The organism is Rothia sp. HMSC075F09, assembly GCF_001810515.1.
In the GTDB taxonomy this organism is placed as follows: Bacteria; Actinomycetota; Actinomycetes; order Actinomycetales; family Micrococcaceae; genus Rothia.
The window spans coordinates 201163-227492 of the sequence record NZ_KV801798.1; the positions used below are offsets into that span (position 1 = coordinate 201163).

The window sequence follows — 26330 nt, forward strand, 5'->3', positions numbered from 1 at the left end:
CACAGCCCAACCCCGCTGCCCAACCAGCAACGCCGCCACCAGTGCCGCCAGCAGCCCCCCACATAGGCGGTTAAATCGGCTGATAGTTAATTAGGAATTGCCGCAAAAGCAAACAGAAAGGAAACAACTGCGCAACATGCGGGGAAGCTTGCTGAGATTTTGCCGTCAGCTAATAAGCCGAAAGCTAGAGCTTGATATGCTGGAATCACACCGATAGTCCGGCGAAAGTCGCCGGATGATGCTGTACCCACTCAGCTTCATGTACGCGTTGAGCAATACGCCACGCACCACCTTTCAAGGAGAGATGCATGAGTTCTGCTCCCCAATACCCCGGCGGAACCACCACCCCCAACGGCCCGAAGAAGCCCGGCAACCGCATGGAAGCAGTCGCCAACTTTGCTACCCGCGCCGCACAGACCTCTGCCCAGCAGACCCTGAACCTGGGCGCGACCCGCCCCGGCATCGCCAAGATGATTGCCGTAGCGGGCGCTGGCGTGCTGCTGGTTGGCGGTGGCATCTTCGCCTACAACTCCATGCACCAGGAAGAGAACGCGTTCCTGTCGCAGGGCGAAGAGTACGCCCGCGTCTGCCAGGACGCGAAGACCGGCCTGCGCGTGGAAGATAGCGAATGTGAGAAGGCAGGCGTTCAGGAGCCGACCGACTCATCCAGCAGCGATTCCTCGGGCTCCTCGAACTCGTCGGGTTCCTCTAGTTCCTCCGGATCTTCTGGGTCTTCGGGCACTTCTGGTTCGACCACCACTCACAATAATTCGAATGCGTTCCTCTGGTACTACCTAGGTCGCCAGAGTGCCGCAAACTCCACCGGCACCCCCACGGTTCCGGGTGTGGGCACTAAGCTCTCCGGAGGCAGCACCACCCGCCCCAGCAACGGCACCGTCTACAGCGGCGTGTCCTCCAAGGGCGGTAGTTTCGAAGACTCCTACCGTAGTGCGAAGAAGTCCTCCACTGTCTCCTCGGGTAAGGTGACCAGCACCAATAACTCCGGTAAGACCTCTTCGGTGCGTAATAAGACCACCGGCTCGGTCTCCAGCGGTAAGCAGGGCACCAGCAATAGCGGTAGCACCGGCTCCTACAGCAAGTCGAACACCTCGAAGTCGGGTTCGTCCTCGAAGTCCGGTTCCTCGTCTAAATCGGGTTCTTCGTCCAAGTCTGGCTCTTCCTCGAAGTCAGGTAGCAAGGGCGGTTTCGGTGGCGGCTCCAAGTCCGGTGGCGGTACCTCCGGCGGCTAAGCCATAAGCCATCACACTAAATGCGGGCAGGGACTGAACGGTCCCGCCCGCATTTTCCTCACTATTTTCCAATCACTACTTCGAAGGAGCCTAGCCCCTCATGCGCCGTGAAGAATTTCCCGTCGGCCGACCCGACTGGGAGAACGTCATCATTGAGGAAGGCCTCACCTACAGCGTGGACGGCCCCCACGACACCGACCACTATTGGAACGAATACGCCGCCTACATTTTCAGCCCGCAAGAAATGGACTCTGTGCGCGCCCAGGCGGAAGAAATGCACCGCATGTGCCTGGAAACCGTCGAGTACATTGCCTCCGGCGCGTTCGGCACCCTCGGTCTGCCCCAGGCGGCGTTCAACCTCGCCGTAGAATCCTGGAACCGCCGCGACGCCGACTTCTACGGACGCTTCGACTTCACCTACTCGGGCGTGCCTGGCGACCCCATGAAGCTGCTCGAATACAACGCAGACACCCCCACTGGCATCGTGGAGGCGGCAGTCAGCCAGAAAACCTGGGCGAAAGACCAGCGCCTCGATACCCGCGGCTACGCCCACTGGGGTGAAATCGGCGAAGCCTTCACCAACCGTTGGCGCCACATCTTCGCAGCCGAAATTGCCGCCGGCGTGCAGCCCGTACTGCACCTGGCGCACGTGAGCCCCGAGATTGACGAGAACAACGAGGACTACAACAACCTCTGGCTCATCGCCTACGCGGCGCAGCAGGCGGGCATCAAAACCCACATGATGCCCATCGACGAAGTCATCTTCAACGAGGACACCAAGAGCTGGGAGGACGCACAAGGCCGCGCCATCACCAACCTCTTCAAGCTCTACCCCTGGGAAGACCTGGTCACCGACAGCGAAGCAGGCTACGACAAGCTCCTCTTCGCCTACCACGGCGCCATGGACCGCTGGATTGAGCCGGCGTGGAAGATGTTCCTCTCCAATAAGCTGCTGCTTGCCGCGCTCTGGGATAAGTACCCCGGCCACCCGAACCTCGTACCCACCTACGCGGGTCACCGCGGCGGCATGCGCAACTGGGTTCGCAAACCCATCTTCGGACGCGAAGGCGACGGCGTAGAAATCTACGCCCCCGACTACGACGTCTTCATCAAGCCCGAAGACGACGACTTCTTCGCCAACGCCCCCGAAAGCGAATTCATCTACCAGGAGTACATCCCGGCACCGCGCTACGAGGGCATCATCAATCCGGTCAGCCACCCCATTCTCGGCGTGTGGGTGGTCGACGGACGCACCGTAGGCGTGGGCATCCGCGAATCGAATGGCGCGCTCACCGACTACTGGTGCCGCTTCGCCCCGCACCTGGTGGACCTGAACGACTCCACCGGCATGGGATTCGGCACCACGGACCCTGGCACCGCAAACTTCGGATAGCCCGGAATCCCGATAGATAAACCTTGCATGAAAAGGTGAAGCCCCCGCCTCAGCTATAAAGCTGAAGCGGGGGCTTCATCTATAGAGCTCTTAACCAGAGACTCCAGAAATCCACTCGGCGAGGAGCGAGCAGACTAGAGGCTACTCGTCGTCCTCATCGTCGTCATCCTCAGTGTCCAGAGGGAGCATCATCTCATCGGTCAGAGCGCGGCGCAGAGTGTCCAGACCCACCGAACCGAGCAGAAGCGCACGCGTGTGGAATGCACGCATGTCATCGCCGCGGCGCACAGCCTGATCGCGCAGCTCCAGCCAGAGGCGCTCGCCAATCTTGTAGCTCGGCGCCTGACCCGGCCAACCCAGGTAACGCAGGAACTCGAAACGCAGGTGGCCCTCGGACTCGTCCAGGTTCAGCTTCAAGAACTCGTAACCCAGCTCAGAAGTCCAGATGGTGCCCGGCTCAACGCCCAGCTGCTCAGCCCACTCGTCCGGAATCGGCATCTCGCAGTGAACACCAATATCGAAGACCACGCGGGCGGCGCGCATACGCTGAGCATTCAGCATGCCCATGCGGTCACCCGGATCCTTCAGATAGCCCAGCTCCTCCATGAGGCGCTCGGCGTACAGCGCCCAGCCCTCACCGTGACCGGACACCCACAGCATGTTCGTGCGCCAAGAGTTCATGGTGCCCTGCAGAGCCGTAGCAATCGCAATCTGCAGGTGGTGACCCGGAACGCCCTCGTGGTACACGGTGGAGGTTTCACGCCAGGTAGTGAACGTGTCCTCACCCTCGGGAACCGACCACCACATGCGGCCAGGACGCGAGAAATCAGGGGAGGGGCCGGTGTAGTAGATACCGCCCTCGTTCGTGGGCGCAATGCAGCACTCAATACGGCGCATGGGGCCGCCAATTTCAAAGTGGCTACCCGCCAGGTTCTCCACGGCGGCGTCGGCGAGCTTCTGCATCCACGCCTTCAGCTCATCGGTGCCGTGCAGCTGACGTGCCGGATCTTCATCGAGCAGCTGCTTCGCACGCTCAATGCTTGCGCCCGGCTCAATCTCCTCGGCAACCTCACGCTGACGAGCGATAATGCTCTCCAGTTCCTTCACGCCCCAAGCGTAGGTTTCGTCCAGGTCAATGGTGGTACCCAGGAACGAACGGGAGTGCAGGCTGTACGCCTTACGGCCCACAGCGTCGCGGGAGGGAGCGACCGGTTGCAGCTTCTCCACCAGGTAGCTGTTGAGGCGGCGGTAGCCTTCCTTTGCAGCCTCGGCACCTGCGGTAGCCTCATCCTTTAGCGAGGGGACAGCCTCGGCGACCTCAGCGGCAAGCTCGTCAAAAAAACCACCGGGAGCGTAGTACGCGGCGGTCTGCTCAATGACAATATCCACCTGGCGGCGCGGGGCGACCTTGCCCTCTTCACGAGCCGCCTCAAGGGTCTGGATGTAGCCCTCCAGCGCCTCAGTCACGCGGTGCATACGACCAATAATGTGCTCCCAGTCCTGCTGGGTGTTGCGCTTCATCAGGTCAAAGACCGAGCGCACCTCCTGCGGGACGGAGGCAATATTGTTCAGCTGCCAGCCACCAAAGCCAGCCTTGTGCTGCTTGCGGTACAGGCTCAGGCGCTCCTGCAGAGCATCCAGGGTGACCAGGTCAACGTCATCAATAGGCAGGACGTTATCGACCTTCTTCAAAGTCTTCTTCGCAAGGCGCGCGAAAGCCTTCTCGCCGGCGGGCGAGTAGTCGGGGTACAGGGTCTCTACGCCTTTGCGACCAAGCTCGGTTGCATGGACGGGGTTCAGGTCGAGGACCTTTTCAAAATATTCGTTAGCAATCTGATCGACGTCGGTCAGCGAGCGCTTCAATCGGTAGATGCTGGGAAGTTCCTGGTAAGTGCTCATGTTCATATCCTAACTCAGGGGTGTGCCTTCAACCACGATTTTCGGTGATATGGGTCGCTTAAACCGGCAATATTACGTGCTGAGCGGCACCGAACGCCAAGAAAAGGGCCCACCTGTGGACAACTCACCGGGGAGGATGCGCGAAAACGCCCCGGCTTTCTTCTCCTGAACGTGCAGGAGAGGAAGACCGGGGCGTCACCCAGATGGGTTACAAGCTGCTAGCTGGCGACTTAGCCGGTGAAGTATTCACCGTTGAGCCCGAGCAGACCGTTCGCGCTCTGGACCACGCCGAGGCGGTGCGCAATGAGGCGGTCCTGCAGCTCATCGCCGGATACCAGATCCACCAGAATGTTCGGGTACTTGGTCGAGCAGCGGATGAACTCGTCGTACGCCTCATCGCTGAATGTGGCGTTCGTGATGAAGGTGCCGAGCTGACCGCCGCGGGCGTGAATTGCCAGGAAGAACGCGGTAATGTCCTGAGGCCGAACGCTCGCGGACAGCACGCCGTTAGATGCCGGGCGCAGAGTACGAACGTAGAACGCTCGCTCTTTTTCACCGGTGGCGGGGGTCGCCACGCCGTCCACACCCCGAGCCTCCAGCGCCTCTACCGTGTAGCCGCGCATCAGGAACAAATCGAAACCAATGCTACGGAAACGCTCCTCAGACACCTGCGCCAGCGCCGGAGCCAGAGCCTCACGGCGGAAGACCTGACGGTAACGCTTCAGAGCCTCACGCACCTGAGTGGCAGCCACCTGCAGAGCAGTCGAGGGCTCAACAGTCGAACCAGCGGGAGCGGACACAGCAGTAGCGGAAACAACCGGCTGAACGGGAGCTGCAACGGGTGCAGAAACAGCAGGAGCGGGCACGGCAGGCTGGGCGGTAGTCGCAGCGACCGGTGCCGCCGGAACCTCAGCGGGTGCCTGGGCAGTAGTCGCCTGGGTAGGAGCCGCTACCGGCGAACCAGCCGGACGCGCCAACAGCGCCGGAGAAGCACCCGGCACCGGAGCCAACGGCTCACGCGAAGCACCCTCACGAGCCGCCAGGCGAGCCTGACGCTCCGCCGCGCGCGCCTCCTTAGCAGCCTGAAGAGCCTCCTCACGAGCCTGCAGCTCAGCCGCAATATCCTGAGGCAGCTTGTGCTTGAGCGACTGCGGCGGCAGCGGCGCCATGCGGGCGGTCACCGCCTCCGGAGCACCCTCCGGGAAACGCTTGAGCAGCTCCTTACCCGCCTCGCTCAGCTCGTAACGCTCCGGGTTCTTGCGGGAGGTACGGCCCGTACCCTCACGCAGAGCGTTCAGGTAGCGTTCGCCCTTGAGCACGTGCATCGCCACCGAATAGCGGTTACGCAGACGCGGGGTCAGCTTATAACGGTGCGGAGCAATCTCACCCTGCAGGTACGGGATATCCAGGGCGAGCTTCAACTCATCGTAGATGTCGTAGTAGGAGATACGCGGGTTCTCCTCCACGAGCTTCAGAATCGGGTACAGCAACTGATGCGGGTACGGCAGAGCATCCACCGCCGCGGGATCCAGCAGAGCCGAAGCCACCAGCTTCTGAACGCTCGGCTCAACCATCTGCGCCAAAGCCGGTGCAAACGCAGGACCCAGCGAGTAGACGGTCTCACGCTCGGAGAGATAGTGGTGGGCAATCAGCACATCGTAGAGGTAATCCTGCGCGTCAATCTGCACAAAATAGGGGTTCGAGGACGCCTGCTGAATGCGCTCGTCGCGGTCAAAGACCTGCTCCAGGCTCGGAAGGCTCAGCTCCACATCGGCGCCGTGGTCGTTGAGGGTGTCGAGCAGAAGAACGCCCATATGAGTCAGCAGAGCGTCAGTTGCGGCAATATCCTCAGCCGTAATGGAGGCGCCCTCATCCTTCACCAGCGCCAGCACGGAGCTCAGCTCGCTTGCCGGCACGCCAGTCTCCCCGTGGCGTGCCACCAGATCCTTCGCCGAAGGCGACAGCGAGTACAGCGTCAGCGGAGAATCCGTGTGCTCGTGAATGGTCTTGGTGCGCAGGTAGCCCTCACGGGTCAGCAGGCTCAACGCCTGAGCAATCACCGGCTCAACAATGCGCTGCTCCAGGTACGACAGACCGTACCAGCCCTGCACAAAACCGCACTCACGCAGCACCAGCTCGCGAATCTTCACGGGCGCCGCCGCAGGGTAGGACGGGGTAACGCTCAGGACAATGGGCAGAAGCTCACGCACCGTAATGTGCGAGAGCAGAACCGGGTAGAACTGCTTCAGATAGTGCAGGTACACGCCGCTCTGCAGAGGCAGAACCGGCAGAAGAGCCTGCGCCTGCTGCTCCTTCGCGGTGCCCAGAAGCTCGCGGCCCGCTTCGCTCAGAGTGTAGTGCAGATTGCCCGGATGCAACTGGCTGAGGGACACCTCAAGATAATCAGCATTGACCAGCGCCGCAATCAGCTTATTGAGTGCCTCACGGAAGAGGACATTGTCACCGACCGCAATGAAACGCTGAGTCATGTTGAAACCCAGGTCCACGCCAACCGGGGTGTACATATCGGGGAAGAAAACCTTCTCGCCACGATCCTGCGCGCGCTCAAAATGGCGGAGCAGAGAGAAAGCCGCCGCAACGCTGAGAGTGCGTGCTTCCTCGGGTAGAGCCTCCCACGAGGTTTCCTGCTGCAAAGAGTGCAATTCGGAATGATCGATATGGAGCATTGTTTTATTCACAAAAGCCACGCCGGGCTCCTTATCTAGTGTTATTTATCGTGCAGGCGTTCTTCATAAAGTGCAGTCATGCGAACGGGAAAATAATCACGAAAGTGAGCGGCACCATCTTTATTTTTGGGCCGGCACTTTGAAATCCCGCAGTGAAGAGAAGCGAAGAGAAGCAGGGTAGGTAGTTTTTTCTCAACCCGTCCCGCTTACGCACCGTCTTCAACGACGAACACTTCAGAAAAGAACGCTATAAATTGGGGTGAAGTGTCTAGACCGTCACGGGTATATTCACTTCGTGAAATAATGCGAAGAATATATAACGCATTACCTTCATTATTGTATCGGCTGGTTCGAGAAATAACCTAGATTTCTAAAACCAGCCGATATGTGAAAAATATCCTCAAGGAAAAGTGAAAATACATTATGTGAAATGACGTGGGAAATGCATGAAGGCCAGAGATATTCGGAGAGAAATAACTCGCCCCAGAAACACCCCGGCTACTCCAAGCCGCGGGCAAAATACTCCTCGTCAATGCGGTAACCGCACTCGCCCTCACCATCAAGAACACCCACACGGTGACGAATCATCAGCTCCACCAACTGGTGTCGATCAACCAGCGCAATATTGCGAGCGCCGGGCAAACCCTGCAAATACTCGGGAACCGGATGCGCAAAAGCACCGCAGGTCACCAAAACACCCTGCAGGCCGCCGTGCAGAAGCACTGCACCGGCAAGCTTCTGAATCTCGTTGGGGGTGACCTTCATAGTTCCGCAATAATGCTTCACCTGAATATAAATCGGCGCGAAATCCAGGCCATCAGAATAGCGGGCAATAACGTCAACACCCTTATCATCAGCACCGCCGGTTACCTCGGTGTTAAAACCAAGAGCCGTAAAAATATCGGCAACAATCTGCTCAAAATATTCTGGCGTCACCGCGTGAACGTGCTGAATCAAATCCTGCGTAAAATGCTCCGCAAACTCGGCCTGAGCGTGAATCACCGGCGAATCGCTGGCACGCAAAATAATATCCAGCGGAGACTGACCCACAGGCCAGGTCTCGGCAGTACCCGCAGAATTCAAAGCCTGTGCAAGGTGCTCCGCACCGGTTGCATCATAAGCAGCGGGGTTCAACTGAGCAGGATCAGCGCCTGAGAAAGGCGGCAGAGCATTAAGAGCACCAGTGTCAGGAGCGCCAAAAATGAGGCGATGCTCCTCCTGCGCATTCTCCAGTAGTGCGTTCGCCTGCTTCTTGAGCTTCTTCACGCTCTTCGCCGTCAAATTCTGCGCACACAGCGCCTGCACCTGCTTCACCACACGCGGCGGCACCGAACCGTGCAGATGCGGGGTGCAGGTCAGCTCGGCGCCCAGGGGAGTGAGCAGGTACTTCCTCTTCTCCCACGGGGTCAAACGAGGCATAAGCTGGGCATAACGAAGCGCCACCAAGATTTTCAAGGTGGTGCGCACAGCCACCGCAAAATCGGTGGATTCAAGATCCGGTAGGTTCTTCTTCGACCCCAACGCCTTAGTCTGCTGCCGCAACTGCTCACTAACATAGGCGGCGGTGCGGGGCACAGTCTTCGACAAGCGCCGTAGCGTCGGCAACAGAAGCGTGATATAGACATCCGGTGGGGGCCTATGGTTTTTATTCAGCATCTTTGCCATGGTCCCTGCCAATTTACTAACACTATTGTGATGGTATATACATCGTAGCATCAGGGCGTATCATCATCGCTTTATCGTTTCTAATATGACAAAACCGCAAGAACCAGCGCATTAGATGTTCAATAGCGCAATATAAATCTTAAATTTGGGGCAAAACAATATATTCCCGTCACACCGGCTGGCGTGACGGGAATATAAGAAGCATAGTTAGCAGCCCGCATTACATGGGGCGAGCGCGCCTCCACGAACCGGGGCCGGGACGCAACGAAACACCCAGGCGCTGACCGCGGTTCAGGATGCGCGAAGCGGCACCCACCAGCAAATTCTGTTCCTGCTGCGCGGCATTCGCCTGCATCATCGCAACCACAGCGGTGAGGGCGGCAATCTCCTCCTCAGTGGGGGAGCCCTTAACCACCTTCAGTAGAGGCTCCTGCTCAGCGTCAGTATCTACCGAAGGCTGAGCAGAATCCTTCGGCGGGGCGCTGGATGCGGTATCTGCGTGCGCAGAAGAATGTGCGGAGCTACGCTCAAGCTGCTCGGCGCTCTCAGTAGCCTCCGAACTATCCTTCTTCTTACCGAATGAGAAATAACTCAGCGGGTTGTAGCCTGCCAAAGGCACGCCTCCTTAGAAAACCTAAAATCCTGGGAATGCCCGCGCCACAAATGGTGCGGGCACAAGGGAAGCCTACAGCGGGATGTTGCCGTGCTTCTTTGCCGGGGTAGACGCACGCTTATCGTGCAGGGCACGCAGCGAAGAAATAATGCGCACGCGAGTCTCGCTCGGGGCGATAACTTCGTCAATGTAACCCAGCTCGGCAGCCTGGTACGGGTTCAGCAGCTCTTCCTCGTACTTGGCGATCAGCTCAGCGCGGCGAGCCTCAACGTCGCCGCCCTCGGCTGCCAGCGCAGCCAGCTCGCGACGGTACAGAATGTTCACCGCACCCTGCGCACCCATCACGCCAATCTGCGCGGTGGGCCACGCCAGGTTAATATCGGCGCCCAGCTTCTTCGAACCCATCACAATGTACGCGCCACCGTACGCCTTACGGGTAATGACCGTGACCAGCGGAACGGTCGCCTCCGCGTAAGCGTAGAGCAGCTTAGCGCCGCGGCGAATAATGCCGTTGAACTCCTGATCGGTACCGGGCAGGAAGCCGGGAACATCCACAAAAGTCAGAATCGGAATGTTGAACGCATCGCAATGACGCACAAAACGGGCAGCCTTCTCAGACGCAGAAATGTCCAGGCAGCCGGCGAACTGCATCGGCTGGTTCGCCACAATACCGACCGTGCGGCCCTCAACGCGGGCGTAACCAATCATCACGTTCGGGGCGTACAGCGCCTGCATCTCCAGGAAGTGGCCGTCATCGACCACGGACTCAATGACCGCACGCATATCGTAAGGCTGGTTCGCCGAATCCGGGATCAGGGTGTCCAGGTCCAGATCGTCTACCGTCACCACGGGCTCCTGGTCGTGCTCCAGGTGCAGGGACTCTGCAAGGTTATTCGAGGGCAGGAACTCGAGGAGCTCACGCACAAAATCGAACGCGTCTTCTTCATCCTCAGCCAGGTAGGTGCTGGTACCGGTCACGGAGTTGTGCTGACGCGCACCGCCGAGGGTTTCCATGTCCACATCCTCGCCGGTCACGGTCTTAATGACGTCCGGGCCGGTAATGAACATGTGCGAAGTCTTATCCACCATGATGATGTAGTCAGTCAGCGCTGGGGAGTACGCGGCACCGCCAGCGCAGGGGCCCATAATGACAGAAATCTGCGGAACCACGCCGGACGCACGCACGTTCATACGGAAAATGTCGGCAAACATCGCCAGGGAAGCCACGCCCTCCTGAATGCGGGCGCCACCACCATCGTTAATGCCGATGACCGGGCAACCGTTCTTCAGAGCGAACTTCTGCACCTTCACAATCTTCTCGCCGTTCACCTGCGAGAGAGAACCACCGTAGACGGTGAAATCCTGCGAATACACGGCAACCAGGCGACCATCCACGGTGCCGTAACCGGAGACCAGGCCGTCACCCAGAGGCTTCTTCGCCTCCATGCCGAATGCGGTGGTGCGGTGGCGGGCGAGGGCATCAAACTCTACGAAAGAACCCTCGTCCAGAAGCATATCGATGCGCTCGCGGGCGGTGTTCTTGCCGCGTGCGTGCTGCTTCTCAATAGCTGCCTCACCGCTGGGCGCGAAGCTGCGCTCTCGACGTGCATAAAAATCAGCGAGCTTACCGGCGGTGGTGCTCAAGTCAAAATCCTGCTGGAGGTTCTCGGACATTATTCCTCGTTCCTGCTCCACCCGATCGTCGGGAGCCAGTGGTTGCGGTGATAAGGTGCTCAGGTGCCCCGAAGAGCACTCTTGAACAATGTGCATATCTTTCAACTATAGTGCGAACTAGGGCACATATGCCAGGTGAGAAGCCAGAATATCAACACTAGATACACTTTTATGCACTCAGTACCCAAGAAGGTGCATATAGTAAACGAAAAGTGCGAAAGCGCGGCTCAAAAGAGCGCAGAAAACCCCCTTTTCGCTTCGGCAATCCTTGTCGACGGAAAGGGGGTTTGCGTTCAAACTTTCAGCGTGAAATGACGCTTAGATGGTGCCCAGGACCGGGTTCCACTCGGTGATGGTGTGAGACAGAACCGCGCCACCAATGTTCATGGGGTCGCCAGCAACCAGCTTCTCAGCTGCCTCAACGGAGTCAACCTTTGCAATCAGCAGAGCGCCAGCGGGGGTCTCGCCGTCCAGCAGAGGACCCGAAACGATCAGGTTGCCCGCCTCAATCTGCGAACCAAGGTACTCGCGGTGAGCCGGACGGTACTTCGCCTGCTCCTCGGGAGCTGCGTAAACGTAAGTAATTGCGTAATAAGCCATAGCGGTCTTCTTTCGAGCAGGGCGGAGGAACCTCCGCAGCCGGTCGGTGCTTGATGCACCCTCACTGTCTAATGTACCGTCTCGGGCGCCGGGTGGGCATCACCGGCGGCAAGAAATTGGTATGGTGAGAAACCAGTGCGACTCGGTAGAAGCTGGCAGGTTTCGACGGTGAGCTGAAAGAGGGTCGGCATACTGCAGAGTAGTTTCGGACAGAGTGGAAAGGCGCAAGCTATGGAGAAGAACATGCACATCGAGAGCGATTATTCGGTTTTGGATGTGCCACGCATCCGCACCATTGCAATGGAAACCGGGTACTCCAGCGTAAACCTCTACGATGAGGTCGACTCCACCACCACCCGCGCCCGCGAACTACTCATGGACGGCACCGACCCCGAACGCGAACAGCTCGGCGAGCTCTCCGTCTACGCCAGCCTCTACCAAAGCGCCGGACGCGGCCGCCTCGCCCGAGCCTGGACCGCCCCTCCCGGGGCCTGCCTCGCCGCAAGTATCGTGGTGCGCCCGCACGCCTCCACAGACCCTCTCGCCCGAGAACTACCCGAAGACAGCTACCACTGGCTGACCCTCATCGCCGGGCTCAGCGTGGTCGATATTTGGCGCAGCTACGGCGTGGATGCCGCCCTCAAATGGCCCAATGACGTCATCGCGCAGGGGGCTAAGGGCTGCGGAATCCTCGCCCAGCTCGTTCCCGAAAGCGGCTCCACCGAGGGGCAGCGCAGCATCATTGTGGGTATCGGCCAGAACACGAACATGTCCGCTGAACAGCTGCCCGTACCCACCGCCACCAGCCTGAGCCTGTGCACCGGGCAGGTCATCGACTCCTCCGAGGTGCTCACCCGACTCTTGAGCATCTTCGCCCGCCGCTACCGCGCCTTCGTGCGCGCCGGCGGTGACCCCGAACGCCCCGACCCCCTCAACCCCGACCCCCTCAACCCACAGAGCATCAGCCTGCTCGACCAGGCGCGCGCCTCCACCGCAACCCTCGGAGCCAGCGTGCGCATGAGCCTGCCCGACGGAAGCACCGTAGATGGCATTGCCGAAGACCTCGATGCGCAGGGGCGCATCCTCATTCGCCGCGAGGACGGAACCATAGAGCCCTACGCGGTGGGCGATATTGAGCATCTTCGCCCCGCCAACGGTAGCTACGGAGATTTTCAGCAGGCACACTAGAACCAACCTATAAAGTTTCTGCCCATAAAATTTTGCCCGGCACAGCAACACTGAATACGCCCGCACCACCTCAAACCGGCGCCTCTAATCCGGTACACACCCACCAGCACAGCTAAGGAACACCATGCGCCTGCGCGGAAAACTCAACCCCGGTGAGCATGTCATCATCGCCACCCGACAGCACTACGGTGCCCTGCTGCCCGCGCTTGCCTACCTACTGGTTGCCATCGCCGCCTCAACCTTTGCCTCCACGGCACGGTCCTCACCGATTCTGTGGACTCTCGGCACGATGTGTGCGGTGGGTGCCCTGCTTGGTGCTGTGCGTACTGCCTGGCGGTGGGTTACCACCTACTACCTGCTGACCACCCATCGGCTCGTAGTGCGCCGCGGTGTGATGACCCGTAGCGGAGACGAATCCCTCTACCTGGATTCCATGGGCGAGCGCTGGGCAAAACAGCGTGGCCCGGGCGCTTGGTTGGGCTACGGTTCGGTGTACGTGGTATGCCGCGGGGTGCACCACCGCCTGACCTACGTGCCCGACCCCAAGCGTTTCGAAAAAGAAATTAAATCCGCTCGACGCGACTACTACGCCCTGCGTTCCCGCTACATTTAGCCCTCTCTGGGGTGCCTCCTCCCACTACAAGGAGGGCGGACCGGTTGGCTCAGAGCCTAACCCGGCACCTAAAATCAGCCGAAAAAATGCGGATTAGAGTATTCTTAAATGTGAATTACTCCACTAAAATATCTTTGGGTGTGGAGGCTTTGACTCCCAAAACACCGCAGTGGAGGGTATATTAACAAGGCGCTATACAGTGAAGCAGTGCACAGTCGACGCACGGCACACACCAGTGCATCCGCACGGCAGAACAGATGATCCGGCAGATATGAAAGGAGCGGCAGCGGCAATGAGCACGGCAGACCATCATGAACCTGCACACTCTCCGCAGGGCACCGGTGCCACCATGGGCCCCGAAACCCAAATGCTGAACCTCAAAATTCTGCAGAACCTCGCCCAGAACAATATCTACCGCGACGAGGAATCCAAGGCAGGGATTCGAGCCCTCGAAAAGTCGCTCCTGGGACAGGGTCGCCGCTACACCCCCGTAGAAGCTGCAGAGTGCGCCGGACTTCCCCTCGAAACCGCCCAGCGTATCTGGCACAATGTGGGCTTCCCGACAATCCCCAACCACTCGCCCTACTTCACTGAAACAGACGTGCAGATGCTCGCCGACCTGCAGAAGTTGGACGCAGAAGGCGACATTCGTATGGAATATGTGGCATCCCTCGTGCGCGCTGAAGGTCAACTGACCGACCGTACCGTCGCCTGGCAGATTGAGGCGCTCGTGCACAACATTATGGTCACCGAAAACCTCAGCGATAATGATGCCCGCCGCAAGCTCCTCAAAGACTTCCCGCGTTACCTCGAGGTTCTCGAGCGTCTGGCGCTCTACGCATACCGTCGCCAGATGTACGCCGGAATCCTGCGCCTGGGATTGCGCGAAAACAACGTGACCACCTCCGGACTTTCCCGCCTGCCCCTGGTGCGAGGCGTAGGGTTCGTTGACCTGGTTTCCTATACCTCCCTGGTGCGTAACCTGGACGCCGCGGCTCTTTCTCAGCTCATCAACCACTTTGAGCAGAGCTGCCTGGACGTCATCGCACCCCTGGGCGGTCGCATTATCAAGACCCTCGGTGACGAAGTCTTCTTCCTCACCGAAACCCCGGACACTATCGCAGAAATTAGCCTGCAGCTCTCCGAAAAGATCGGCGCCGACCCGCAGCTACCGGAAGCCCGCGTCGCCTTCATTTGGGGCGAGGTTCTGGCTAACCGCGGCGACGTGTACGGCTCCAGCGTGAACCTGGCTGCGCGCCTGGTCTCCCTCGCTGAACCGGGTACCGTGCTGACCGATAATGAGACAGCAAACACGCTCCGACAGGTGGGAAATCGCTATACTCTCACCTCTCAAGGGACGCGAAACGTTAGAAGCTTTGGTAACGTAGACCCCGTGGCGGTGACTCGTCGCGCGAACTACACAATGGAGATAGACCTCTCATGACTGAACTGAAACTACGTACCGGTGGTGCAACGCACCGCGGCGCACATCGAGAAAATAACGAAGATTCGATGGTCGTCGCCGGTTCCCTTTGCGTGGTCGCGGACGGCATGGGAGGCCACGAAGCCGGCGAAGTAGCATCGCGTCTGTGCGTGCGTCAGCTTGCCTACTCGCCCTTCTTCACCATGCCCGGTGGCCGTAGCGAAGAGGAGCAGCAGGCCTACGCTGAACGCCTCGCCGCCATTGACGACTCCGACCCCGCCAAGCGCCGTCGCCGCGCCAACACCTTGCTTAACAATGAAATCGTGGGCACCCTGAACCGCCTGCACGATATCCTTGGCGAAACCAACGAAGAAATTAAGCAGGCGCTCTCCCGCGCCGGCGGCACGACCGTCACCGGCGCCTGGCTGACCAGCATCGGTGACCGTAACCTGTGGGTTATTTTCAACGTGGGTGACTCCCGAACCTACCGCCTGCTGCGTGAGGACGAGGGTATTCACCACTCCGCCATGGAGAAGCTGCCCGGCGCTGAAGGGGCCGCCTCGCTGGAGCAGGTCACCACTGACCACTCCGAGGTGCAGTACCTGGTTGACGAGGGTCAGATTACCGCCCTGGAGGCGCTGACCCACCCGCGCCGCAACGTGATTACCCGCGCGCTGGGTACCGGCAACTACTGGGAACCGGACTTCTGGGTTCTGCCCGCCCGCGCCGGTGACCGCCTGATGCTCTGCTCCGATGGTCTTTCCGGTGAGCTTTCGCACGAATACATGGCACGCGTACTCACCTCGATCCGCCACCCGCAGGACGCCGCTGACGTGCTCCAGCACGAGGCGCTGCGTTCCGGCGGTCGCGACAACATTACCGTGATTGTTGCCGACGCTGTCGAAGCCTAAACTTCATACCTTGTGATTCACCCCCGTTTCCTTCGGGTGCTCGATTGAGCGCCTGCAGGAGGCGGGGGTGAACTGTATCCGCGCACAGAAACTAAGGAAGCGCAATCCGGTAAGTGGCTACGGCACGCTTGCCTCATCGTTTGCCTCATCGTTCGCGCTCGCGGAACCTGCCAATATGACGAGCGATAGGGGAGAGGCGGAGCAAAAACGCTAGACTGGACGGGTGACTGAGAACAACACCACCCAGCAGACTGCCCCCGCCGAGACTCGAGCAGAGAGCCCCGCAGAAAACGCCGCAGAAAACACTGCGGAGATTACCGAGGCCCTGCGCGCCGAGTATGCGGAACTGACCGATAAGATTCGTGCCGCCCGCCGCGCCTACTACAACGAGGACGCGCCCTTCCTCTCTGACGCCGAGTACGATGCGCTCTACCGCCGCCTCGAAATCATCGAAGCGGAGCACCCGCTCATCATCGCCAACGACTCGCCCACCCAGGAAGTCGGTGGTGAGGCAATTGAGGCTTTCGCGCCCGTCACCCACCTGCAGCGCATGTACTCCCTCGAGGACGTCTTCTCCTTCGAAGAGTTGCGCACCTGGCTGACCAAGACCGAAGAGAGCACCCGGAACCTCACCGGTAGCGCACCGCAGTGGCTGACCGAGCTGAAGATTGACGGCCTGGCGGTGAATCTGCTCTACCGCAACGGTACCCTCGTACGCGCGGCAACCCGCGGCGACGGCACCACCGGTGAAGACGTCACCCACAATGTGCGCACCATTGCGAGCATCCCGCCGCAGTTGACCGGCGAGAACCACCCCGAGGAGATTGAAATCCGCGGCGAAGTGTTCATCTCTTCCGCTGATTTTGAGAAGCTCAACGAGTCCATGATTGCCGCAGGTAAGAACCCCTTTGCGAACCCGCGTAACGCCGCGGCAGGCTCGCTGCGCCAGAAGGATGCGGCGATTACCGCCTCGCGCCCGCTGAGCATGTACGTGCACGGCATCGGTTCGCGCACCGGCCTGGACATTGCCACTCAGTACGAGACTTACGACCTGCTCGCCTCCTGGGGTCTGCCCGTGAGCCCCTACAGCGAAATCGCCGATAACACTGAGGCGGTCTTCGACTTCATTAATAAGTACGGCGAGCAGCGCCACTCCCTGGTGCACGAAATCGACGGCATCGTCATTAAGGTCAACGACTTCGCGACCCAGGCTCAGCTGGGCTACACCTCCCGCGTGCCGCGCTGGGCGGTTGCTTATAAGTACCCGCCCGAGGAGGTTCACACCAAGCTGCTGGACATCCGCGTGGATGTGGGACGTACCGGCCGCGTGACCCCCTACGGCGTCATGGAGCCCGTGTTCGTCTCCGGCTCGACCGTGGAACGTGCCACCCTGCACAACCAGGACGTGGTCAAGGCTAAGGGCGTGCTCATCGGTGACACCGTGGTGCTGCGCAAGGCAGGCGACGTGATCCCCGAGATTGTCGCCCCCGTGGTTGCCCTGCGTGACGGCACCGAACGCGAGTTCGTCATGCCCAGCGAATGCCCCTCCTGCGGCTCGCCCCTTGCTCCCGGCAAGGAAGGTGACGTGGACCTGCGTTGCACTAACCCTCGCTCCTGCCCGGCACAGCTGACCGAGCGCGTGTACTATGCCGCAAGCCGCGGCGCCTTCGACATTGAGGCGCTCGGCTTTGAAGCAGCAAAGGCGCTCACCAGCCCCGCAACCCCGGATACCCCTCCGCTAACCACCGAGGCGCACCTGTTTAGCCTCAACATTGAGGACCTGCGCGAGGTCACCATCGAGCGTGAGAAGAAGGTCAAGGGTGTGGGCACCGGAAAGATGGAGCGTGTGCCCTACTTCTACACCAAGCCGACCAAGGCACGCCCCGAGCCGAAGCCCACGAAGAATACGCTGAACCTCTTCGCCGAGTTGGAGAAGGCAAAACAACAGCCGCTGTGGCGCGTACTGGTTGCCCTCTCGATTCGCCACGTGGGCCCGACCGCTGCCCGCGCGCTCGCCGCGGAGTTCGGTTCGATGCAGGCGATCCGCGAGGCTGACCGTGAACGCCTTGCCGCTGTGGACGGTGTGGGCACCACGATTGCCGACTCGATTATTGAATGGTTTGCTGAGGACTGGCACGCCGAGGTGGTGGACTCCTGGGCTGCCGCCGGTGTGCGCATGGAAGATACTCGTGACGAGTCCGTAGAGCGCACCCTGGAGGGCCTGACCGTGGTCGTGACCGGCACGCTGAACGGTTACACCCGTGACGGTGCGAAGGAAGCCATTATTTCTCGCGGCGGTAAGGCATCCGGTTCTGTATCTAAGAGGACCCACTTTGTGGTCGCTGGCGCGAACGCCGGCTCGAAGCTGGATAAGGCTCAGCAACTGGGTCTGAAGGTTCTGGATGAAGAGGGCTTCACCGCCCTGCTCGAGGGTGGTCCGGAGGCTGTTGAGGCTACCGCCGAGTAGACCCGGTAGCGGGGTCATCTGAATCTGACCCCTGCAATATATAGAGCATTCAGGCTCTGGAGTGCGTGCTCCAGAGCCTGAATGCCAATTTTTGGTATTTGTAATTACCACAGCTTTTAAGGTGGAAGCGCCTTAAAACACTCCCAAAGCGAAGAAATATTTAAAAAATATTTACACGCCGTTCAAAACCCTTAAAGGTGGTGCTCATTCACCCCGAATCGGAAAGCTCAGTGGGGGAGTGCACTCGGGGTTAAGTCCCTAGAAAACCCCGAAATTCCGGGGTGAAACCCTTAAGATACGCGGGGTTCTAGGTCTTGATTAATGTTTCCTGCACTTTTAACCTGAAAGAACCCTGGGAGAACCCGGGACGTTCACTGTGAACTTGAAATCAGGTTGGAATCATAAAAAACCTCGGCTATCTTTGAGACCAGACAGATTCTCGCAAGGGAATCGCCTGTGTGGTTTCAAGCTTGGAATGCTTGAAACGATGCCCGGTTCTACCGCACGTCCCCACCGAGGAAGTGCCACCCGGATTCCGCACATAAGTGCAGAATCGCTCACGGTGACATGAAATCGGTGGAGAGCCGCTCACATGGTAGAGCCAGAATATGAGTAACCTACTTCGTTATCAAAGGGTGAGCGGCGGCGCGCTAGAGTTCCGGGGACGGAACGAGCGGGGACGGCCCCAAGGAGCATTATGAAGAACACTTCCATTCGTCGTACCGCAGCAGCTCTCGCCATCGGTGGCGCTGTAGCAGCTACCATGTCGATGCCCGCTGCAAACGCAGTAGACGGTGCTACCTGGGACGCACTGGCACAGTGCGAGTCCGGTGGCAACTGGTCCATCAACACCGGTAACGGCTTCTACGGCGGTCTGCAGTTCACCCAGCAGTCCTGGAACGGCGTCGGCATGTCCGGCTCCCCCGCGACCGCTACCCGTGCACAGCAGATCGAGGCTGGCGAGCGTCTGCTCGCTATCCAGGGCTGGGGCGCATGGCCCGCATGCTCCGCTAAGCTTGGCCTCTACGGCAAGACCGGCGCAGCTCCCACCTACACCGAGCCCACCACCACCGTGGCTGCACAGTCGCAGACCCAGCAGACCTACACCGCACCCGCGGCACAGGCTGCACCCGCAGCTCCTGCAGCTCAGGCTGCACCCGCAGCAGTTGAGGCTCCCGCAGCAGCACCCGCTGCACCGGCAGCTCCCGTAGCAGTTGAGGCACCCGCAGCAGCTCCTGCAGCAGCACCGGCAGTTGAGGCTCCCGCAGCAGCACCCGTTGCAGCTCCCAAGGCTGCAGCAGGCACCTACACCGTGGTTCCCGGTGACTCCCTCTCGCTGATCGCTGCAAAGCTCGGCGTTGCAGGCGGCTACCAGGCAATCGCAGCTGCGAACACCGACATCATCTACAACGTTGACCTGATCTTCCCCGGCCAGGTTCTGACCATCCCCGCCTAAGGAATAACCCTTAAGCGTAACGTGGACACGTTGTAGCCCAACGCCCCGCACCTCATACGAGGAGCGGGGCGTTGAGTATTTAACCCGAAAACAGGGGAGAAGAACACCGCCTGAACACACAAACCAGCAGGTAAACCCTCCAACCCCCAATGAGACGGAAAACGCAACCTCCACTACACTAGAGAAGAGACAAGAAAACAAACTACGGGAGAACCATGTCTGCCATCACCTTTGAACAGGTAAAGCACCTGGCATCGCTGGCACTCATTGAGATGACCGATGAAGAACTCACCGCGATGGCGTCTGAGCTGGACGTCATCGTCGCATCCGTTGAGACCATGTCGCAGAAAGCAACTGCCGACATCCCCGCGACCAGCCACCCCATCCCCCTCGAGAACGTCTTCCGCGAAGACGTACCCGTCACCACCCTCACCCAGGAAGAGGCGCTCTCCGGCGCCCCCGACGCACAGGACGGCAAGTTCCGCGTGCCGGCAATCCTCGACGAAGACTAAGAGGAGAACAACCAAGTGAACGAACTGATCCAGCTCACCGCCGCAGAAGCAGCAGAAAAGCTCGCATCCGGCGAAATCACCTCCGTCGAGCTCACCCAGGCACACCTGGACCGCATCGCAGCCACCGACGGCGCACCCCTGAGCGACAACCGCGCAGACGGCAAGAGCGGCCTCAACGCCTTCCTGCACATCAACGCCGAAGAAGCACTTGCCACCGCAGCAGCAGTGGACGCAGACCGTGCAGCAGGCAAGGAACTGCCCCCGCTCGCAGGCGTACCCATCGCCGTCAAGGACCTCATCGTCACCAAGGGCCAGCCCACCACCGCAGCATCCCGCATGCTCGAAGGCTGGATGAGCCCCTACGACGGCACCGTCACCCGCAAGGTCCGCGAAGCACGCATGCCCATCCTCGGCAAGACCAACCTCGACGAATTCGCAATGGGCTCCTCCAATGAGCACTCCGCATTCGGCGTAGTCCGCAACCCCTGGGCGCTCGACCGCGCACCCGGCGGCTCCGGCGGCGGCTCCGCAGCAGCCGTCACCGCCTTCCAGGCACCCCTGGCACTCGGCACCGACACCGGCGGCTCCATCCGCCAGCCCGCAGCACTGACCGGTAGCGTCGGCGTCAAGCCCACCTACGGCTCCGTCTCCCGTTACGGCGTCATCGCCATGGCATCCTCCCTCGACCAGGTAGGCCCCGTCGCACGCACCGTCCTGGACACCGCACTGCTCCACGAAGCAATCGCAGGCCACGACCCGCTCGACGCAACCTCCCTGCCCGATGAGCCCGGCAACTTCGTTGAAGAAGCCAAAGCAGGCGCAGAAGCCGCACGCAAGGGTGACCTCTCCGGCCTGCGCATCGGCGTCATCAAGGAACTCGGCGGTGGCGACGGCGACGGCTTCGAAGCAGGCGTCCTCGCACGCTTCCGCGAATCCGTTGAAGAGCTGCGTGCCGCAGGCGCAGAGATCATCGAGGTCTCCCTGCCCTCCGTCACCGAAGCCATCAGCGCCTACTACATGATCATGTCCTCCGAGGTGTCCTCCAACCTGGCACGCTACGACGGCGTCCGCTACGGCCTGCGCGTCGTACCCGAAGACGGCCCCGTCACCATCGAACGCGTCATGTCCGCAACCCGCTCCGCAGGTTTCGGCCACGAGGTCAAGCGCCGCATCATCCTCGGCACCTACGCACTGTCCGCAGGTAACTTCGACGCCTACTACGGCGCCGCACTGCGCGTACGCACCCTCATCCAGCGCGACTACGCAGCAGCCTTCGAAAAGTGCGACGTGCTCATCTCCCCGACCGCGCCCTCCACCGCGTTCAAGCTCGGCGAGAAGACCGAAGGCGACCCCATGGCAATGTACCTGGGCGACGTCGCAACCGTGCCCGTCAACCTGGCAGGCGTCCCGGCGCTCTCCCTGCCCGGCGGCCTCTCCGAAGAGAACAACCTGCCCGTCGGCATCCAGTTCACCGCACCCGCACGCGAAGACGCACGCCTCTACCGCGTCGGCGCAGCACTGGAAGAACTGCTCACCGCAAAATGGGGCGCACCGCTCTACAAGAGCCTGCCCGACACCGAAACTCTGATCCGCGACTTTGACTTTGGGGGAACCAAGTAATGAGTGAAGAAGTCCTCAGCTTCGAAGAAGCCATCGAAAAGTACGACCCGGTCCTCGGCTTCGAGGTGCACGTCGAACTGAACACCAAGACCAAGATGTTCGACTCCGCACCCAACGAGTTCGGCGACGAGCCCAACACCAACGTCACCCCCGTATCGCTCGGCCTGCCCGGCGCGCTGCCCATGGTGAACAAGACCGCTGTTGAGTCCGCCATCAAGCTCGGCCTGGCACTGGGCTGCGACATCGCAGACAAGTCCTACTTCGCCCGCAAGAACTACTTCTACCCGGACTCCCCGAAGAACTTCCAGACCTCCCAGGCTGGCGGCCCCATCGCGGAAAACGGCTCCCTGGACGTTGAGCTCGAAGACGGCACCATCTTCACCGTCGAAATTGAGCGCGCCCACATGGAAGAAGATGCAGGCAAGCTCACCCACGTCGGCGGTGCAGACGGCCGAATCCAGGGTGCAACCTCCTCCCTGGTCGACTACAACCGCGCAGGTGTGCCCCTGATTGAGATCGTCACCCGACCCATCGTCGGTGCCGGCGAGCGCGCACCCGAACTGGCACGCGCCTACGTTGCCGCAATCCGCGACATCGTACGCTCCCTCGGCATCTCCGACGCCCGCATGGAACGCGGTAACGTCCGATGCGACGCCAACGTCTCCCTCATGCCCAAGGGCGCAGAGAAGTTCGGCACCCGCTCCGAAACCAAGAACGTGAACTCCCTCCGTTCCGTCGAGCGCGCCGTCCGCTACGAGATTCGCCGCCACGCAGCGATCCTCGAACGCGGCGAAAAGGTCACCCAGGAGACCCGCCACTGGCACGAAGACACCCGCGAAACCTCCTCGGGCCGCCCCAAGTCCGACGCTGACGACTACCGTTACTTCCCCGAACCGGACCTCGTACCGGTCGTAACCAACAGCGAATGGATTGAGCGTCTGCGCGCCGAACTGCCCGAACCCCCGGCAGAGCGCCGCCGCCGCCTCAAGGGCGAGTGGGGCTACTCCGACGAAGAGTTCCGCGACGTCGTCAACGCTGGCGCACTCGACGTCATCGAAGAGACCGTCGCCGCAGGCGCAACCGCAGCTGCAGCCCGCAAGTGGTGGATGGGCGAGATTGCCCGCCGCGCAAAGCAGGCTGAAGTTGAGCTCACCGCCCTCGGCGTGGAGCCCGCAACCGTGGTCGCCCTCGAAGCGCTCATCTCCGAAGGCAAGATCAACGACAAGATCGCCCGCCAGGTGCTTGAGTTCGTCCTCGCCGGTGAAGGCACTCCCGCCGAAATCGTTGAGGCACGCGGCCTCGCCGTGGTCTCCGACGACGGTGCGCTCACCGCAGCTGTTCAGGAAGCCCTGGCAGCAATGCCCGATGTTGCCGACAAGATCCGTGCCGGTAAGGTTCAGGCTGCTGGCGCTATCGTTGGTCAGGTCATGAAGGCTACCCGCGGTCAGGCTGATGCCGCCCGCGTGCGTGAGCTGATTCTGGCTGAGTGCGGCGTGGAAGGCTAAGCTTTTCCGCTGACCCGGCTCTAACGAAAGAGGCGTCGTCTCCCGAGGTGGGAGGCGGCGCCTCTTTTGTGCTCTCTTGTCCCATTCCAGGTTCTGCACGGTTCCGCATGGAAAGCGGTATTCGTCCTCGTTCCTACAGGGAACCCGCCCTCGCTTCGCTTCGGGCACCCTGATGTCACTTTCGGACGATACCGCCTTTCCGCGCTGGGGTACTGTACGGGCGCGGCCGCGTTTTCCGGATGCGCCCTCAGGGTGTCATCCCGGACGCTCTCCGCAGCGAAACAAGGAGGAAGCGGAGCGTCCGGGTGACGGGTGCCCCTGCGTAGGCGCGGAGGAAATATGCGGTGCCCCGCCCCTGCTTAGTGAGGGGATGGACGAGGACGAACGCCGTCCCTCGAGCAGAGCAACCTACACAAACGAAGAACGCTCCGTCCGTATCACTTAGATACAGACGGAGCGTTCTATTTAAGAGACCAGCTACTCAGTAACGCCCAGGTTGCTCATCAGGAACGCGTAATCCCACGCGATCTCACGCCAACGGGCTGGAGCATGCAGATTCCGAGCGCGCGAGGCACCAAATCTGCATGCGGAAGGGTATACGCGGTTGGCGTGCCTTAGCCTACTCAGTAACGCCGAGGTTGCTCATGAGGAACGCGTAATCCCACGCAATCTCACGCCAACGCGTATACCTGCCGGAACCACCACCGTGACCGCCCGACATGTCAATCTTCAGCAGTGGCACCGGCGATGACGGGTCAATCTGCTCACGTAGCGCCGCAATCCACTTCGCGGGCTCCACGTAGAGCACGCGGGTGTCGTGCAGGCTCGTCACCGCAGCAATCGCCGGGTAGCGGACCGGGCGGATGTTCTCGTACGGGGTGTACGACTTCATGTAGGCGTACACTTCCGGGTCCTCAATCGGGTTGCCCCACTCTTCCCACTCCATCGCCGACAGCGGCAGCTCCGGGTCGAGGATGGTGGTCAGCGCATCCACGAACGGTACGGCAGCCAGGCAGGCGGCGTACTTTTCGGGGGCGAGGTTCACGACGGCGCCCATGAGCAGGCCGCCGGCGCTACCGCCGTAGCAGCCGATACGCGCCTCATCAGCCCACGGCTTAGCCGCAATGTAGCTGGTGACGTCCACGAAGTCGGTGAAGGTGTTCTTCTTCGCGAGCTTCTTGCCGTTCTGGTACCAGGAGCGGCCCATCTCGCCGCCGCCGCGAATATGCGCAATGACGTAGATGACGCCGCGGTCCAGGATCGACAGCATCGGGATGGAGAACATCGGGTCCATGGATGACTCGTACGAGCCGTAACCGTACTGGATGACCGGGTGCGGCTTGCTCATGTCCAGGTCGGCGCGGTGAATCACCGAGATCGGGATGAGCGTGCCGTCCGCCGCCGGTGCCCAGTCGCGGTATGCGCGGTAGTCCTCACGGTTGTAGCCGCCGAGTACCGGGGTTTCACGGCGCAGCAGCAGGGTCTGCGACATGGGGAAGTAGTCGTAGACGCGGCGCGGCGTCAGGTACGAGGTGTAGGCGATACGCAGCACGGGGGAGTAGTTCTCCGCACGCAGCACGGAGGCGGTGTACAGTTCCTCGTCGAAGCCGGCAGGTTCCATGAAGGTCACACCGGCGGGGCGGCGGCGGCGCCACTGGATGGGCAGCTGCTCACGCGGTGCGAGGAAGATGCGGGTGGTGGTGTCCGCGCGGGCGGTGACGACCAGGTGCGTTGCGGTGAAGGTGAAGCCCTCCAGGCGCACGTGTTCGCTGTGGCGGATGACCGGCACCCAACGCTGCGCGTACTCTTCGAGGCTTTCACCTTCGCGCGGCATGTCTGCGAGGACCAGCTCGGAGTTCAACGCATTGTAGTCGTGCTGAATCAGCAGGTGCTGCTCGCCGGCAATGTTGAGCGGCTCGGCGTAGTATTCGATGCCCGCGCTCTTGGGGATGAGCAGGGTCGGCTCACCCTTGGGCTCGCGGGTGGGGATGAGGCGCACCTCCGTGTACTCGGAATTCGAGCTGGTAATGACCACGGAGGAACGGTCGGAGCTCATGGCGGCGCCGAGCCACATGGTGTTGTCCGGTTCCTCGTAGATCAGGTGGTCTTCGGTGCCCTGTCCGACGTCGTGCACGTAGACGCGCCAGGGGCGCCACGACTCGTCGGGCACGAGGTAGATGAGCTGTTCGGCGTGGTTGATGAAGAAGGATCCCGCCGCAATGTTGGGGATGGTGTCTTCGAGGAAGGCGCCGGTTTCCATGTTGAGGAAGCGCTGCTCGTAGCGTTCGTCGCCCTTCTCATCCACGGAGATGCTCAGCAGCTTGCCGTTACGTGCAGGCTGGAAGCTGCCGAGGGAGAAGAACTCCATGTCCTTGGCGTATTCGTTGCAGTCGAGGATGACGACTTCACCCTCGAGTACTTCGCCGGGGGTGACGGTCGGCGGGGTGTAGCGCACCACCTCGTCGCCTTCGTGCAGGGCGGGGTAGCGGTAGAAGACGGGGTACTGGCCGCCGGGCACCATGCGGCTGTAGTACCACCAGTCACCGATACGGTTCGGGACGGTCAGATCTGACAGCAGGGTGCGGTCCTTGATTTCGTTGAAGATGGATTCGCGGAGGGGCTGCTGGTCTGCGGTGACAGCTTCGGTGTATTCGGCTTCTGCCTTGAGGTAGTTGAGGACCTCTTCGCTTTCCTTGTCGCGGAGCCATTCGTAGGGGTCGATGAAGACGTCGCCGTGGTGTTCGCGGCGGTGCTCGACCTTCTTCGGTACGGGCGGGGTGAGGTTCTGTTCAGCCATGCTGCCACCTCTTTCATTGAGTTATGGGTTTGTGAATGGTGTGTGCCGTCTGCGCCC

General features: G+C 60.7%; 18 protein-coding genes. 11 read left to right on the forward strand and 7 right to left on the reverse strand.

Features of this window, described 5'->3' with window-relative positions; genetic code table 11:
* The first annotated feature begins 308 nt into the window (after nucleotides 1–308).
* Together HMPREF2749_RS08255 and HMPREF2749_RS08260 are read left to right on the forward strand one after the other, a co-directional pair.
* Nucleotides 309–1250 (forward strand): hypothetical protein, encoded by a 942-nt coding sequence (locus HMPREF2749_RS08255; protein WP_044150695.1) that lies wholly within the window; start codon nucleotides 309–311, stop codon nucleotides 1248–1250.
* Between the two features lie 100 nt (nucleotides 1251–1350).
* Nucleotides 1351–2643 (forward strand): glutathionylspermidine synthase family protein, encoded by a 1293-nt coding sequence (locus HMPREF2749_RS08260; protein ID WP_070594050.1) that lies wholly within the window; start codon nucleotides 1351–1353, stop codon nucleotides 2641–2643.
* A gap of 141 nt (nucleotides 2644–2784) precedes the next feature.
* On the opposite strand, the gene HMPREF2749_RS08265 is transcribed toward HMPREF2749_RS08260, so the two are convergent.
* From HMPREF2749_RS08265 to HMPREF2749_RS08290, 6 genes are all read right to left on the reverse strand, one after another.
* Nucleotides 2785–4542 carry a DUF885 domain-containing protein gene (locus tag HMPREF2749_RS08265; protein WP_070594052.1) on the reverse strand — a complete coding sequence of 586 codons (1758 nt, stop codon included), beginning with the start codon at nucleotides 4540–4542 and terminating at the stop codon, nucleotides 2785–2787.
* Between the two features lie 230 nt (nucleotides 4543–4772).
* A complete protein-coding gene (locus tag HMPREF2749_RS08270; RefSeq protein ID WP_070594054.1) occupies nucleotides 4773–7250 on the reverse strand; it encodes a restriction endonuclease in 2478 nt (825 codons plus the stop codon).
* A 477-nt stretch (nucleotides 7251–7727) separates the two neighbouring features.
* A complete protein-coding gene (locus tag HMPREF2749_RS08275; RefSeq protein ID WP_246823519.1) occupies nucleotides 7728–8816 on the reverse strand; it encodes a restriction endonuclease in 1089 nt (362 codons plus the stop codon).
* 298 nt (nucleotides 8817–9114) lie between these two features.
* Entirely contained in the window at nucleotides 9115–9513 is a 399-nt protein-coding gene (locus tag HMPREF2749_RS08280; RefSeq protein ID WP_239662238.1) for an acyl-CoA carboxylase subunit epsilon, read from the reverse strand.
* 66 nt (nucleotides 9514–9579) lie between these two features.
* A complete protein-coding gene (locus tag HMPREF2749_RS08285; protein WP_049355973.1) occupies nucleotides 9580–11181 on the reverse strand; it encodes an acyl-CoA carboxylase subunit beta in 1602 nt (533 codons plus the stop codon).
* A 318-nt stretch (nucleotides 11182–11499) separates the two neighbouring features.
* Nucleotides 11500–11781 carry a YciI family protein gene (locus HMPREF2749_RS08290; protein ID WP_049341641.1) on the reverse strand — a complete coding sequence of 94 codons (282 nt, stop codon included), beginning with the start codon at nucleotides 11779–11781 and terminating at the stop codon, nucleotides 11500–11502.
* Between the two features lie 231 nt (nucleotides 11782–12012).
* Between HMPREF2749_RS08290 and HMPREF2749_RS08295 the strand changes: the two genes are divergently transcribed.
* The 9 genes from HMPREF2749_RS08295 to gatB all read left to right on the forward strand — a co-directional run bounded on the left by HMPREF2749_RS08295 (nucleotide 12013) and on the right by gatB (nucleotide 23476).
* The gene (locus HMPREF2749_RS08295) at nucleotides 12013–12969 is read left to right on the forward strand and encodes a biotin--[acetyl-CoA-carboxylase] ligase (RefSeq protein WP_049349989.1); all 957 of its coding nucleotides are present in this window, start codon (nucleotides 12013–12015) and stop codon (nucleotides 12967–12969) included.
* 124 nt (nucleotides 12970–13093) lie between these two features.
* A complete protein-coding gene (locus HMPREF2749_RS08300) occupies nucleotides 13094–13582 on the forward strand; it encodes a hypothetical protein (RefSeq protein ID WP_049349988.1) in 489 nt (162 codons plus the stop codon).
* Between the two features lie 292 nt (nucleotides 13583–13874).
* The gene (locus HMPREF2749_RS08305) at nucleotides 13875–15026 is read left to right on the forward strand and encodes an adenylate/guanylate cyclase domain-containing protein (protein WP_049355976.1); all 1152 of its coding nucleotides are present in this window, start codon (nucleotides 13875–13877) and stop codon (nucleotides 15024–15026) included.
* Nucleotides 15023–15916 carry a PP2C family protein-serine/threonine phosphatase gene (locus tag HMPREF2749_RS08310; protein ID WP_049345201.1) on the forward strand — a complete coding sequence of 298 codons (894 nt, stop codon included), beginning with the start codon at nucleotides 15023–15025 and terminating at the stop codon, nucleotides 15914–15916. Before HMPREF2749_RS08305 ends, HMPREF2749_RS08310 begins: the two co-directional genes overlap by 4 nt.
* 223 nt (nucleotides 15917–16139) lie before the next feature.
* Entirely contained in the window at nucleotides 16140–18383 is a 2244-nt protein-coding gene (gene ligA, locus HMPREF2749_RS08315; protein ID WP_049355978.1) for an NAD-dependent DNA ligase LigA, read from the forward strand.
* 697 nt (nucleotides 18384–19080) lie between these two features.
* Nucleotides 19081–19839 (forward strand): transglycosylase family protein, encoded by a 759-nt coding sequence (locus HMPREF2749_RS08320; protein WP_049345204.1) that lies wholly within the window; start codon nucleotides 19081–19083, stop codon nucleotides 19837–19839.
* A 215-nt stretch (nucleotides 19840–20054) separates the two neighbouring features.
* Nucleotides 20055–20351, forward strand: coding sequence for an Asp-tRNA(Asn)/Glu-tRNA(Gln) amidotransferase subunit GatC (gene gatC, locus HMPREF2749_RS08325; RefSeq protein ID WP_005507016.1), 297 nt, complete (start codon nucleotides 20055–20057; stop codon nucleotides 20349–20351).
* Between the two features lie 15 nt (nucleotides 20352–20366).
* The gene (gene gatA, locus HMPREF2749_RS08330; protein WP_049341653.1) at nucleotides 20367–21971 is read left to right on the forward strand and encodes an Asp-tRNA(Asn)/Glu-tRNA(Gln) amidotransferase subunit GatA; all 1605 of its coding nucleotides are present in this window, start codon (nucleotides 20367–20369) and stop codon (nucleotides 21969–21971) included.
* Complete coding sequence (gene gatB, locus HMPREF2749_RS08335) at nucleotides 21971–23476, forward strand: Asp-tRNA(Asn)/Glu-tRNA(Gln) amidotransferase subunit GatB (protein ID WP_005507019.1); 1506 nt, start codon at nucleotides 21971–21973, stop codon at nucleotides 23474–23476. The genes gatA and gatB overlap by 1 nt, the downstream gene beginning before the upstream one ends.
* A 619-nt stretch (nucleotides 23477–24095) precedes the next feature.
* On the opposite strand, the gene HMPREF2749_RS08340 is transcribed toward gatB, so the two are convergent.
* Nucleotides 24096–26273, reverse strand: a complete 2178-nt coding sequence (locus HMPREF2749_RS08340) for a S9 family peptidase (RefSeq protein ID WP_070507783.1) — start codon at nucleotides 26271–26273, stop codon at nucleotides 24096–24098.
* Between the last annotated feature and the right edge of the window lie 57 nt (nucleotides 26274–26330).

What these genes read in the sequence shown, in the direction of transcription:
- HMPREF2749_RS08255 (WP_044150695.1), top strand. Translation starts at nt 309, where the DNA reads ATGAGTTCTGCTCCCCAATACCCCGGCGGAACCACCACCCCCAACGGC.
- HMPREF2749_RS08260 (WP_070594050.1), top strand. Translation starts at nt 1,351, where the DNA reads ATGCGCCGTGAAGAATTTCCCGTCGGCCGACCCGACTGGGAGAACGTC.
- HMPREF2749_RS08265 (WP_070594052.1), bottom strand. Translation starts at nt 4,542, where the DNA reads ATGAGCACTTACCAGGAACTTCCCAGCATCTACCGATTGAAGCGCTCG.
- HMPREF2749_RS08285 (WP_049355973.1), bottom strand. Translation starts at nt 11,181, where the DNA reads ATGTCCGAGAACCTCCAGCAGGATTTTGACTTGAGCACCACCGCCGGT.
- HMPREF2749_RS08290 (WP_049341641.1), bottom strand. Translation starts at nt 11,781, where the DNA reads ATGGCTTATTACGCAATTACTTACGTTTACGCAGCTCCCGAGGAGCAG.
- HMPREF2749_RS08295 (WP_049349989.1), top strand. Translation starts at nt 12,013, where the DNA reads ATGGAGAAGAACATGCACATCGAGAGCGATTATTCGGTTTTGGATGTG.
- HMPREF2749_RS08300 (WP_049349988.1), top strand. Translation starts at nt 13,094, where the DNA reads ATGCGCCTGCGCGGAAAACTCAACCCCGGTGAGCATGTCATCATCGCC.
- HMPREF2749_RS08305 (WP_049355976.1), top strand. Translation starts at nt 13,875, where the DNA reads ATGAGCACGGCAGACCATCATGAACCTGCACACTCTCCGCAGGGCACC.
- HMPREF2749_RS08310 (WP_049345201.1), top strand. Translation starts at nt 15,023, where the DNA reads ATGACTGAACTGAAACTACGTACCGGTGGTGCAACGCACCGCGGCGCA.
- HMPREF2749_RS08320 (WP_049345204.1), top strand. Translation starts at nt 19,081, where the DNA reads ATGAAGAACACTTCCATTCGTCGTACCGCAGCAGCTCTCGCCATCGGT.
- gatC (WP_005507016.1), top strand. Translation starts at nt 20,055, where the DNA reads ATGTCTGCCATCACCTTTGAACAGGTAAAGCACCTGGCATCGCTGGCA.
- gatB (WP_005507019.1), top strand. Translation starts at nt 21,971, where the DNA reads ATGAGTGAAGAAGTCCTCAGCTTCGAAGAAGCCATCGAAAAGTACGAC.
- HMPREF2749_RS08340 (WP_070507783.1), bottom strand. Translation starts at nt 26,273, where the DNA reads ATGGCTGAACAGAACCTCACCCCGCCCGTACCGAAGAAGGTCGAGCAC.